The 12,209-nt window shown below is 70.1% G+C and carries 11 protein-coding genes; 7 read left to right on the top strand and 4 right to left on the bottom strand.

Annotated elements, in window-relative coordinates; genetic code table 11:
- Positions 1–60: 60 nt before the first annotated feature.
- From DQ240_RS09245 to DQ240_RS09235, 3 genes are all read right to left on the bottom strand, one after another.
- Positions 61–1,260, bottom strand: a complete 1,200-nt coding sequence (locus tag DQ240_RS09245) for a tyrosine-type recombinase/integrase (RefSeq protein WP_091382392.1) — start codon at positions 1,258–1,260, stop codon at positions 61–63.
- Between the two features lie 82 nt (positions 1,261–1,342).
- Positions 1,343–1,648 (bottom strand): helix-turn-helix domain-containing protein, encoded by a 306-nt coding sequence (locus DQ240_RS09240; protein ID WP_091382393.1) that lies wholly within the window; start codon positions 1,646–1,648, stop codon positions 1,343–1,345.
- Positions 1,649–2,585: 937 nt separating this feature from the next.
- On the bottom strand, positions 2,586–2,795 hold the full coding sequence (locus tag DQ240_RS09235) for a hypothetical protein (protein WP_204262315.1): 210 nt from the start codon (positions 2,793–2,795) through the stop codon (positions 2,586–2,588).
- A gap of 996 nt (positions 2,796–3,791) precedes the next feature.
- On the opposite strand from DQ240_RS09235, the gene DQ240_RS24515 reads away from it, so the two are divergent.
- From DQ240_RS24515 to DQ240_RS09200, 7 genes are all read left to right on the top strand, one after another.
- Positions 3,792–4,259, top strand: a complete 468-nt coding sequence (locus tag DQ240_RS24515; protein WP_113839310.1) for an STAS domain-containing protein — start codon at positions 3,792–3,794, stop codon at positions 4,257–4,259.
- A 32-nt stretch (positions 4,260–4,291) separates the two neighbouring features.
- Entirely contained in the window at positions 4,292–5,530 is a 1,239-nt protein-coding gene (arcA, locus tag DQ240_RS09225; RefSeq protein WP_199589204.1) for an arginine deiminase, read from the top strand.
- Positions 5,531–5,655: 125 nt separating this feature from the next.
- Complete coding sequence (locus tag DQ240_RS09220; protein ID WP_091382398.1) at positions 5,656–5,910, top strand: hypothetical protein; 255 nt, start codon at positions 5,656–5,658, stop codon at positions 5,908–5,910.
- 5 nt (positions 5,911–5,915) lie between these two features.
- Positions 5,916–7,391 carry a basic amino acid/polyamine antiporter gene (locus tag DQ240_RS09215; RefSeq protein WP_199589202.1) on the top strand — a complete coding sequence of 492 codons (1,476 nt, stop codon included), beginning with the start codon at positions 5,916–5,918 and terminating at the stop codon, positions 7,389–7,391.
- Positions 7,392–7,408: 17 nt separating this feature from the next.
- Positions 7,409–7,960, top strand: a complete 552-nt coding sequence (locus DQ240_RS09210) for a copper chaperone PCu(A)C (protein ID WP_091382400.1) — start codon at positions 7,409–7,411, stop codon at positions 7,958–7,960.
- Positions 7,961–8,034: 74 nt separating this feature from the next.
- On the top strand, positions 8,035–9,861 hold the full coding sequence (locus tag DQ240_RS09205) for a glycoside hydrolase family 15 protein (RefSeq protein ID WP_091382401.1): 1,827 nt from the start codon (positions 8,035–8,037) through the stop codon (positions 9,859–9,861).
- A complete protein-coding gene (locus tag DQ240_RS09200; RefSeq protein ID WP_091382403.1) occupies positions 9,858–11,228 on the top strand; it encodes a glucose-6-phosphate dehydrogenase in 1,371 nt (456 codons plus the stop codon). Before DQ240_RS09205 ends, DQ240_RS09200 begins: the two co-directional genes overlap by 4 nt.
- A gap of 27 nt (positions 11,229–11,255) precedes the next feature.
- Here the strand turns inward: DQ240_RS09200 and DQ240_RS09195 are convergent, their stop codons facing one another.
- Complete coding sequence (locus DQ240_RS09195) at positions 11,256–12,095, bottom strand: IS5 family transposase (RefSeq protein WP_091382404.1); 840 nt, start codon at positions 12,093–12,095, stop codon at positions 11,256–11,258.
- Positions 12,096–12,209 lie beyond the last annotated feature (114 nt).

Below are 12,209 nucleotides of genomic sequence, written 5' to 3'. Positions count from 1 at the left end.
AGGCGAAGCGCCGCCGCTAAGCCAGCGTGGCAACCACCGGAGCACACGCAGTGCACCACGTCAGTCCCACAGCGCCTGGCCCATGCGGTCCGCGGCGTCCCGGCCGAGGGCCGGCATGACGTGGCTGTAGGTGTCCGTCGTCGTGCGCATCTGTGCGTGGCCAAGCACCTCCATGACGACCCGCGGATGCACGCCCTCGGACAGCAGCAGGGTCGCCGCCGTGTGCCGCCCGTCGTGCAGGCGGACCTCGCGCACGCCCGCCTCCTGGAGGAGGGCTTTCCAGGCTCGCCAGTCCGATTTGCGTTCGATTGGCCGGCCGTTGGGCTGCCCGAAGACAAGGTCGTGGTCCTCCCACAACGAGCCGGCGGCGATCCGCTCCTCGAGTTGGGCCGCCCGGTGCGCCCTCAACGCCTGCACGAGTGGTGTGGGCAGCGCCAGGTTGCGGCGGCTGCGGTCGGCCTTCGGTTCCTCATAGATCAGCCCCCGCCCGCTGACCCGGTGCAGTCCGCGTCGGACGCTCAGCGTGCCGTTGTCCAGGTCCACGTCGCTCCATCGCAGCGCGAGGGCTTCGGACTGACGCAACCCGACGGCCAGCGCCACGGTCCACCGGGCCGCGTTGCGGTGGGTCAGCGCGGCGGCCATGACCTGCTTGACCTCCGGCGCGGTCAGCGGCAGGGCGGTTTCGGGTCGCCTGACCGCAGGCGGATCGACGAGGGTGGCAACGTTGCGCGCGACCTTGCCGCGCTGAGAGGCGATACGCAGGGCGCGGGACAGGACCCGATGGGCGCGCAGGATCGAGGCCGGGCCCAGGCCCTTGTCGCTGAGCGCGGCATAGAGACGCTCCAGGTGCTCTGGCTGCAGCCGGTCCAGCCGGTGGTGCCCGATGCCCGGGCGCAGGTGCAGCCGCACGGTGCTGCGGTAGCTCTCTAGAGTCCGCGCGCGGACCTTCCGCGCCGCGATGTTGTCCAGCCAGTGGTCCAGCCACTCACCGACCGTGGGTGCGCGGCCGGCCGCGTCCACCATCCCAGCGTCCCGCTTGGCCTCGAGGGCACGGACCTTGGACACCACGTCGGCGCGCTTGGCGCCGGAGGCGTGGCGTCGGTCGCGCCGGCCGTTCTCCTTCTTCCCCATGGAGACAAAGCCGTGCCATCGGCCGTCCTCGTCCTGGTAGATGGAGGACTCGCCGCTGGCACGCTTCCTCTGCTCCAACGTTCGTCGACGCCGCGCGGGCGTGCTGTCTGATTCCTTGGCGTCCGTCATCGGTCGCTCCCTGCGTCGCTGGTTCAGACTCGGCGTCGAGTGTCGTGGTGCGCGCTGACCTGTGGTGCTGGGAATCCACAGGTCAGGCTCGTTCCACCGGGTCGGAGGTGAGCTCGAACAAGCCGCGCTGACTCGTGCTGGTTCGCCGGTGCCGGCGCGGGTGAGCCGGCGCGCTCGGCGCGGGAGCCTCGAGCCCTCGGACGTAGCGCTCGAGCTCAGCCCGGGGGAGGCGGCAACTGCGTCCGATGTGCACCGGGCGCAGGTCGCCGGCCTTCATGAGGGTGTAGATCGTGGTGCGGCCGACGCGGAGCAGCTCAGCGGCCTCCTCGGGGGTGAGCAGCAGCGGCTCGCTGGGCGCCGGCTCCCGAGGTCGCTGCGCGTGGCCCATGTCGCCCTCCTCGTCGGCTGGCCTCGTGCGCCGGCATTCGGCGCGGCAACCCACCTGGAGAAGGCGCCATTTTCGGCCGATTGGTGACACTGCCGCGGCAATCTCCTGATTTTCTCCGGTTTTCTTCGTGTGCCAGGGGCCGCGGCCTCCGTGCGGCCGCTAGGCCGGCCGCGACAGCGGGACGGCCCGGGGTGACATGGCAGAACGCAGGTGACCGCCCGGTGTCACCCCGGAGGGCGGTGGGCGTCACCCCGTCCAAGGCATGAACCGGCGCCTGCTCGGGCGGGGTCGTGGCGCCATGGGCTGCTATTTGCCAGCACGGCGTCGCGCCTGCGGGGGGCTGCGGTGGCCGGGCATCGGACGCCCCGGTCGCCAAGCGTCCGGACGAACTCGCGGAGCAGGTCTGTCGACAGCGCCCAGGCCGGGCGTCGCAAGAGCAGAGCTGCATCGGCGCTCCAGACCGTGTGCAGGTCGTGCTCGCGCACCGGCTATCCCGGGGCGCTTCGCACCGGCCGCTCGGCTCCTCGCCTGCGGCCGGCTCCACGGACGCGGCCGTGCAGGCGTCTGGATGGGACTGCAGTGCCGCAGGCTGGCTCGCTTTCCCGGCCGCGCCGCTCGCCACGGTCGCCGGCCGAGCAGCGCTTCTGCTAGGCCCGTGCTGCTGCCTCCCCCTATCCCGTCCGCCCGAGCCGCGCAGCCAGATCACGAGCCGACACACCTGGTGCATCCAGGCCGAGCGAATCCGTTGTGACGAGAACTGCGCTGGGTTCGGGCGGTTCGCTGAGCGAGCAGGAGATGGGGTGACGTCTGTGTGCGTCGTCGACCTCGGACGACGCCGGTGCGATCGGTCCGCGGTTCGGTGCACCGGCTCTCCAGGGCACGTGCTCCGGCGCAGTCGTCTTCTGCTACTACTGGAGAAAAACTGGAGGTTCGCGGCTCAGCGCACGTCGGGGGCGCCGGTCCGGCCGGCCCGCCAGCGGTAGGCCTCCAGTACGGGCTGTAGTGACCGACTGAGGCCGGGCAGGTCACGGTCGTAAATGCGGCCGTCGTCCAACTGCCGGGTCAGCTCGCCGAGCAGTGCCGGCCAGTCCCGCCGGGTCGGCTCCAGGGGGACGCCGACTTGCACCCGCCGTTCGACCACCTGCACCGCGGATCGGCCGGAGGCCGCCGCGCGGGTCTGCTCCCAGGCTCGGTGTCGGCAGGTGGCCGAGCACCACTTGGGGATCGGCCCCCGGCCGCGCGGCGTGATCGGCCCAGCACACCATCCGCAGGTCGTCGCGGCGGTGCGCCGTTCGCGCCCTTCCGCCGAAGCGCCGGTCTGTTCTGCATCGGCGGACACGGTCGGTGCCTGGGCGACGTGTTGCCGCCGTTGCTGCTCACGAGCTCGGCGGCGGGCCCGGTGCTCGGGGGTTCCGATGGTTCCCATGGCACAGAGTCTGCAGACGACCCTGCAGTAACTCGTCACCACGAGTTCCAGGACCGCAAGTGCATGAGGTGTGTCGGCTCGTGATCTTGATTGGGAGGGGAGATCTCCAGTGCTGGTCGATCGGTCGGGTAGGGGGCGAGTGACGGGTTGGATGGCGAGCTGCTGACGGTTCGGTGGAAGGCCTCGGTGGGAGCCCCTGGGAGGGGTGTCCGCCTGTGGCCCCCCCTCGGCAAGGTCGTCGTTGAGGCTCTTGCCGCTGGATCGCCGCAGCCGCATTCCCGCTGCCTGTCCCGCCCCGGGGCGGTTCACCGTGTGATGAATGAGAAGGACGGCCGTCCCCTACGGGCAGCGGCTGAGCATGGGAACCGATGACATACGTGAGGGGACCTTGCTCACCGGACGCCACTGATGGCTGATGGCGTGGCGTGGCGTGTAGGCGGAGGCGATTGCCGTCGATCCGCCACACGGGCACTGTCGTGATCCTGTCCACGGTCGCGGGCTGGCGTTCACGACGTCATCGCACGTATGGGGTTGCCCTCGCGGTCCTGCCTTGATCATCGGACGCGTTGCGGCAGGTACCTGCTGGCCGCGTCCAGTTGCGCGTCGGGGGTTGCCGCTCTACCGTGAAATCGGTCGAGCATCGGGCCGTTCAGCACATACATTGTGTGCGGGAGCGCCCGGATAGGGCTTAGGCCTCCGGCACCCGGAGGCAAGTTCATGCGTCTGGTTACTGCTCAGCCGCCCACCGCCGAGACCTTTGATCACCGCGTCTTGTGGGTGGATGCACTCGCGGGGTGGGTCGGACCCATTGGCGATCTCGACCGCCGTCGCGCCAGTTGGCTGTTTGATGCACTGGCTGTACTGCCTCTCACAGGCAATTCAACCGTCGCGGTGGACGGCTCCGCGATCTCGTTCTGCGATGATGAAGGGCTGCGGGTTTCCGTCTGCGCACAGACGCTTGCCACCACGCGTGCGTGCCGAATACGGCTGGTCAACCCCACGCCTCATCTCCCGCTAATACCGAAGGCGGCCGGCGCGTCCGAGCCTATTGAGGGCGATCTACCTCCGACAGCCGCGGCTGTCGAGCGACTCGTCGAACTAGCTCTCCTCCCGTGGGGGCACCTCGTCCCGCCTTGGTCCGGTGGCCACCGGTCCTCTCTCAAGCGAGGAGCGCGCGGACGATGACCGATACGACTATTCCCAGGACGGGCGCAGACGTGCCGGTCGCCGCCTACGGCGTGCACTCCGAGGTCGGCGTGCTTCGCAAGGTCCTAGTCTGCGCACCGGGTCTGGCCCATTCCCGACTCACACCACGCAACTGCGACGACCTGCTGTTCGACGACGTCCTTTGGGTCGACAATGCCCGCCGGGACCACTTCGACTTCGTCGCCAAGCTGCGCAGTCGCGGTGTCGAGGTCGTGGAGTTGCACGACCTGCTGACCGAGACGATGGCCATCCCCGGGGCGAAGGCGTGGCTGCTGGACCGCAAGGTCACGGCCAACGAGGTCGGCCTCGGGCTCGTCGACGGGACGCGGGCATTCCTCGAGTCCCTGGACGACCGCCGGCTGGCAGAGCTCCTCATCGGTGGGCTGGCCACGGTCGACCTGCCCGCCGACTTCCGGTCCGGGTACCTGGCGCTCGCCCGGGAGCAGCTCGGCGTCCGCGAGTACCTGATGCCGCCGTTGCCGAACACCCTCTACACCCGCGACACCACCTGCTGGATCTACGGCGGGCTCACGCTCAACCCGCTGTACTGGCCGGCCCGGCACGACGAGACGCTGCTCTACAAGGCCATCTACACCTTCCACCCCGACTTCGCCGGCGCCACGGTGTGGTGGGGCGATCCCGAGCGGGACTGGGGCCTGGCCACCATCGAGGGCGGCGACGTCATGCCGATCGGCAACGGCGCGGTGGCCATCGGCATGAGCGAGCGCACTTCCCGGCAGGCCATCACCCAGCTCGCTGCAGCGCTGTTCGAGCACGGCGCCGCCACCCGAGTGATCGTCGCCGGCATGCCCAAGATGCGGGCCGCCATGCACCTGGACACGGTGTTCACCTTCGCCGACCGTGACGTCGCCACCGCCTACCGGGAGATCGTCGACGGCATCCATACCTTCAGCCTCCGGCCCGGCGACAAGGAACCGGTCGAGGTCACCGAGGAGAAGCGGACCTTTCCCGACGTCGTCGCCGACGCGCTGGGTCTGTCCGAGCTGCGGGTGCTGGAGACCGGGGGTGACGAGTACGCCAACGAGCGCCAGCAGTGGGACAGCGGCAACAACGTCGTCGCCGTCGCCCCAGGGGTGGTCTTCGCCTACGACCGCAACACCTACACCAACACCGTGCTGCGCAAGGCCGGCATCGAAGTGATCACAATCGTCGGCGCGGAGTTGGGCCGGGGTCGTGGCGGCGGGCACTGCATGACCTGCCCGATCATCCGCGACCCCGTCGACGTCTGAGCCGATCGCTCGTCGAGCCGGGCACCGTCCGGCTGCTACTGAGGAGAGCTCCGGTCAGACCAGTCGGTGAGTCCGTCACCGAGCCTGGCGTCCGGGGCCTCGGCTGCCCGATTGAGAGGGACGCCATGGAAGAGCGAGATGTCCTGACGGCGCGACGGCCGACGTTGCTCGTCGATGCTCTGCTGGACCTCGTCGCCCTGGCGGTCCTGATTGCAAGTTCCCTCGTGCTGTTCGGTTTCGACGCGCTGGACGGACCACTTCAGGTGGCTCTGGTGGGATGCGCCGCGATCGCGGCGCTATGCGTTCTGTACGGAGTCGTCGGCTTCAAGATCGAAAAGGTCGAGCCGGTGGCGCTCGGCCGAGCCCCAGGACAGGAGTGACTGCGATGGTCGACACGGCCCCACGGGCTGCCGGCGCGGTTGCCGACGCCCCGGTCGCGACGCCGGGAAAGATGTCGCTGCCCACCCTCACCGCGATGGTGGTCGGCAGCATGGTCGGCGCGGGCGTCTTCTCGCTGCCGGCGCGCTTCGGCGTGGCAACCGGCGTCCTCGGATCGCTGATCGCCTGGACGATCGCGGGGACGGGCATGCTGATGCTCGCCTTCGTGTTCCAGAACCTCGCGATCCGCAAGCCCCAGCTGGACTCCGGGGTCTTCATCTACGCCAAGGCCGGGTTCGGCGACTACGTCGGGTTCAACTCGGCGATCGGCTTCTGGGCCAGCACGGTCTCCGGCAACGCCTTCTACTGGATCTTCATCACGGCGACCATCGGCGCGTTCTTCCCAGTGTTCGGTGACGGCGACACGGTCCTCGCGGTGGCGCTCGGCACGGTCGGTGTCTGGCTCTTCCACTACCTGATCGCGCGGGGCGTTCGTGACGCCGCCATCGTCAACCGCATCGTGACGGTGTTCAAGATTCTGCCGATCCTCACCTTCATCGTCGTGCTGTTCGTGGCGTTCGACGCCGGCGTCTTCGCCGACAACTGGATCGCCACCGGCTACGGCGACCTGGGCTCGCTCGACGAGCAGATCCGCAACACCATGATCATCACGACGTTCGTCTTCATCGGCATCGAGGGCGCCAGCGTCTACTCGCGCTACGCCAAGCGGCGCCAAGACGTCGGCAGGGCGACCGTCCTGGGCTTCCTGAGCGTGCTGTCGATCTTCGCCCTGGTGACGCTGTCGAGCTACGGGGTGATGCCGCAGCCGGAGATTGCCGCGACCCGCCAGCCGTCGATGATCGGCCTCTTCGAGTCCGTCGTCGGCGACTGGGGCCGCTGGTTCATCAGCGCGGCCGTCATCGTCTCCGTCCTCGGCGCCTACCTCGCCTGGAGCTTGATGGCGGCCGAGGTGATGTACATCCCGGCCCGCAATGAGGACCTCCCGGCCTTCCTGGGTAGGGAGAACGACAAGGCCACGCCGATCACGGCACTCGTCGTCAGCTCGCTGGCGGTCCAGGGCCTCCTCGCCGCGACGCTGGTCCTGACCGATGCGCTGAACTTCATGCTCGATCTGTCCACCTGTTTGGCGCTGATCCCCTACTTCCTGACCGCCGCGTACGCGCTGAAGCTCGGCCTCACGGGGGAGGGCTACGAGGACGTGACCGCCAGGACGCGTCGGAAGGAGGCGATCATCGCGGGGATCGCCACCGCCTACACGCTGTTCCTCTTCGAGGCCGCCGGCCTGAAGTTCCTGCTGCTGGCCACGGTGATTCTCGCCCCGGCCACCCTACTGTACGTCAAAGCGCGCAGCGAGCACAGCCGCCGGCTGTTCAGCCCCACCGAGATGGTGCTCTGCGCCGTGATCGTGGCCGCCGGCATCACCGGCGTCGTCGGCTTGTGGACCGGCTTCATCACCACCTGAGCCCCGGAGGAGCTGACATGAACCGCACCGGAGTCGCCGTGGCGGCCCTGCTCACCCTGCTGGTGCTGGCCGGCTGCACGTCGGCGCGCGCCGACCCGCCGAACCTCGACCGGGCCAGGATCGGGCTCGACAGCGTCGACGGGCGGGTAGGAGACCTCCGGCTGCTCGGCGTGTCCGTCGCGTCCCCCGGGACCCGCGGCAGCCTGCACATCGCCGGGGACGGCGCCGCTCTCCTGCTGACGATCGCGAACGGCGGCGAGGCCGACGATGAACTCACCGGGGCCTCGGCCGAGGTCGCCGAGGCGGTCGTCCTCCGGGACGGCGACCAGGAGGCGGAACCGCGCCTGGAGGTGCCCGTGCCCGCCGGCGGGGTCGCGGCCCTCCGCGAGGTGAGCGGCCTCCACCTGGAGCTGACCGGGCTCCGTGGGGCCCTGCGCAGCGGCTTCAGCGTCCCGGTCACCTTCGAGTTCCGCGACGCCGGCTCGGTAACCCTCTCCGTGCCGATCCGCACTTACACCGACGTCCGGCCGGACAGGTTCACGGAGCCCGCCGACGCGGTCGGCCGCTGACCGGGCTGTCACCCCTGGAAGACAAAACTCGACGACGTGGTCAAGGTGCTCATCAAGTTCTAGGAGGGTCCGCGGTGCTCGACCTCGATCCCGGCTTCCGGCCGATCCGGCTCCACGACGGCTACCCGCCACTGGCCGACCTCGGCCTGATCGGCGACGGAGCGACCGCGGCGTTGGTCGGACTCGACGGTGTTATCCGGTGGATGTGCGTCCCCGACTTCGACTCCGAACCGCTGTTCTGCTCACTGCTGGACTCTGCTCGCGGCGGCTCGTTCATCGTGGTACCGGAACGGCTGGTCGAGGCGCGGCAGCGATACGAGCCGGACACCGGCGTCCTGATCACCGAGCTGCGCAGCGACACCGGGCTCGTGCGACTCACGGACGCCCTGGCGTTGCGCTCCGGGGCCGATCTCACCGACGATGCCCCCGCCGACCGCGGTGAACTCGTCCGCTCAGCGGTGGTGCTCTCCGGGTACGTCCGGCTCCGCGTCGCCGTGCAGCCGCGCGGCGGCGCGCAGCCCCGCCCGGCGTTCAACGGCCTGGCCGTCGAGTGCGCCCGCCAGCCGGGACTGCGGCTGCACCTGCGGTCCAATCGCCCGCTTCCCGGGTTGCTGAGCACCCACGACCTGCAGCAGGGCGATCGGCTCGACCTGGTCCTCTCGTGGGGCCGCTTGCATCGGCACCACCCGCTCGACGCCGAGGCGAGGCTCGCCGAGACGGCCGACGGGTGGCGGCGGTGGATGACCGGCTTCTCCTACGACGGCCCGCAGCCGGACATGGTCCGGCGGGCGGCGATCACGCTCAAGCTCTGCGACCACTGGGCGCACGGGTCGCTCGTCGCGGCGCCGACGTCGTCCCTGCCGGCGCCCGTCGGGGGGATCCGCAACTGGGACTACCGCTACACGTGGGTCCGCGATGCCGCCTACGCCGTCTTCGCGCTGCGCCGGATCGGTTTCGTCAACGAGGCCGATGCCTACCTCGGCTGGGTCCTCGACGCGTTCGAGCGGAGCCGGCAGCCGAGGATCATGTACACCATCGCCGGCGACCCGATCCCCGACGAATGGGAGGACGTCGAGCTCGAGGGATATCGCGGCTCGGCGCCGGTGCGTTGGGGCAACGGCGCGGCCGACCAGCGCCAGCACGACGTCTACGGCGAGGTCCTCGACTGCGCGGACCAGTGGGTCAAGGCGGGCGGCCGGCTCGACCCCGCCCTGTGGGGTGGGCTGAGCGGCATCGCCGACGCCGCCGGCCGGGCGTGGCGGCAGCCGGACCAGGGCATCTGGGAGGTGCGCAGCAGCGGCCGGGTGTTCACCTACTCCGCCGCCATGTGCCAGGTGGCGCTGGACCGGGCCGCGGCGACAGGTGAGCAACTCGGTCTCGCCGGACCCCTCGCGCGCTGGCGGAGGGAGGCCGCCGATCTCCGGGAGACCATCCTGACGCGGGCGTGGAACGAGGACGCGAAAACCCTGTCCGAGCACCTCGACGGTGGCGACAGCCTAGATGCCAGCCTGCTGGCGCTCCCGCTGCGCGGCGTGATCCCGGCCGATCACCCGAGGATGGTCGCCACGACCGCCGCGATCGCCGAGCGACTGTCGGCCGGCGACGGCCTGCTCTACCGCTACCGGCACGACGAGTCCCCGGACGGGCTCGCCGGTGACGAAGGTGCGTTCCTGCTGTGCAGCTTCTGGCTCGTCGACAACCTGGTACTCCAGGGGAAGCTGGATGAGGCCGAGGGGCTGTACGCGTCGCTGTGCGCCAGGGCGAGCCCGCTCGGCCTCCTGTCGGAGCAGATCGACCCGTCGAGCGGTGAACTCACCGGGAACTTTCCCCAGGCGTTCAGCCACATCGGAGTGATCGCCAGCGGGGTGAACCTGGCCAGGGCGATGAGGAGGGGGAGGTGATCGAGCGCTTCGTCCTCCTCGGGGCCACCGGCGACCTGACGGCGCGATACCTCCTGCCCGGGCTTGCGGCGCTGGGCAACGGCGGGCACCTCGGCGACGGGTTCCGGCTGATCGGCGTGGGCCGGGAGGACTGGGGGAACGAGCAGTTCCGCGGGTGGGCGCGTGCCCAGCTCGGTCAGCACGGGGGGCAGTTCCCGGCCGCTGACCGGGACGCGATCGTGTCGGCGGCCGAGTACCACCGGGCCGACGTCACCGACCCGGCCGCCCTGCGCGCCGTAGTCCGGGGTGCCGAGCCGATCGCGGCCTACCTCGCCCTTCCGCCGTTCCTGTTCGCCCCCACCGTCTCGGCGCTGCACGGTGCCGGGCTGCCGGAGGGGAGCTCGATCGTGCTGGAGAAGCCGTTCGGTGAGGATCTCGCCCAGGCGGTCGAGCTGAACGCCCTGCTCGCCCGGGTCGTCCCTGAGGAATCGGTGTTCCGCGTCGACCACTTCCTGGCCATGACGACCGTGCAGAACGTCCTCGGCACCAGGTTGGCCAACCGGGTGCTGGAGCCAATCTGGAACAGCGCGCACATCGCGGAGATCGACGTCGTCTGGGACGAGACGCTCGCCCTGGAGGGTAGGGCCGGATACTACGACGGCGTCGGCGCGCTGAAGGACATGCTGCAGAACCACCTGCTGCAGTTGCTCTGCCTGGTGGCGATGGAGCCGCCGATCAGTCTCGACGCCCGAGACCTGCGGGACCGCAAGGTGGACGTGCTGCGCTCGATCCGCCCGCTGAGCGCCGACGACGTCGTCCGTCACACACGTCGGGCCCGCTACACGAGCGGGCTCGTCGACGGCGTATCCGTTCCTGCGTACGTGGAGGAGGACGGCGTCGACCCGGCCCACCGGACGGAGACGTTCGCCGAGCTGGAACTCCGGTTGGACAACTGGCGCTGGCGCGGCACCGTGTTCCGGCTCCGGACCGGCAAGGCGCTCGGGCGGAACCGGATGGAGGTGGCGGTGCACTTCCGGCCGGTGCCGCACCTGCCCCGTGGCATGCGCGGCGACCCGCAACCCAACGTGCTGCGCTTCGGGCTCCAGCCCGAGAGCGTCGTCGTCGAGATGTCCGGCGTCGGCGCCCGCGCGCACACGCTGGTCCCGCTGACCCTCGCCGCTGAACTCGAACCGGCCGAACTACCCGCCTACGGTCGGCTGTTGCTGGACGTGTTCCACCGTGACCCTGCCCTGTCGATCCGCGGTGACGAAGCGGAGGAATCCTGGCGCGTCGTTACACCCGTGCTCGACGCATGGGCCAAGGACCTGGTTCCGCTCCAGGAGTACCCCGCCGGATCGGACGGGCCGTTCGATCAGCGCGAGCGCTGAACTGCGCTTAGGGCCTCCGCCATTAGGTCAGCGGATCCGTGGTGATCTTGGACGGGTGTCCCATCGATAGCGGTACCAGGCGGCCCGCAGCAACGCACGGATTGTGACGATCGCGGTAGCGAGGGCAAGGAAGGCGTCAACACAGACCTGGCGGCGTTCGGTGCAGCGACGCAGCCGGCCGAAGTCGTTGAGCCAGGAGTTGGTCCGCTCGACAACCCACCGCCGGCCGACCTGGATCGGCGCGGGTGTACCGCGCGCGGCGATCTGCCCGGCGAGGCCTCGCTCGTCAAGGGCTTCCCGGCAGGGCCGGTAGTCATAGCCGGCGTCCAGGTGCACGGTCACGTCCGCTGGCAGGGGTTGGAAGTCCTTGAGCGCGTCCAGGGTCTCCCCGAGCAGAGCGTCGTCGCGGGTGTTGGCCGGCGCGGACACCGTGGCCATCGGCACGCCGGCGCCGTCGCACAGCTGGGACCGCTTCATGCCGCCCTTGCCGCGGTCTACCGGGCTGCGACCGGCGCACTGTCCACCGCAGGGCGCCTTGGTGGTGCAGCCGTCCACGGCCAGGTCGGCCAGGTCCAGGCCGATCATCGTGTCGTAGGCGTCCAGGCAGGCCAGCCGTAGCCGGTCGAAGATGCCCAGCCTGATCCATTCGTCCCGGCGGCGGCGCATGGTGGTGGCCGAGCAGTCGGCGTCGGCGATCCGGTCGTAGCCGGCGCCGAACACCAGCGCGGCGACCAGGTGGTCGAACACCACGGCGTCGGCGATGCGCGGCCGGTGACAGCCCAGCGGGTGCTCATCGACACGCGTGGGCAGCAGCGCGAGGAACTGCTCGCGCAGCGGGTCAAGGATGCACGATGGGACGGCAGGCACGAGCGGTCCACAGCTCACGGAGCGTCAGCACCTTCGCGAGCGTGGCCCTCGTGCCTGCCCCCGACGACCAGCCACGCCGAACGTGGTGATCATCCCTACTGGCGGACGCCCTTA

It is taken from the genome of Blastococcus sp. TF02A-26, from assembly GCF_003319125.1.
Taxonomy (GTDB): domain Bacteria; phylum Actinomycetota; class Actinomycetes; order Mycobacteriales; family Geodermatophilaceae; genus Trujillonella.
This window is presented reverse-complemented; position numbering and strand designations above follow the sequence as displayed.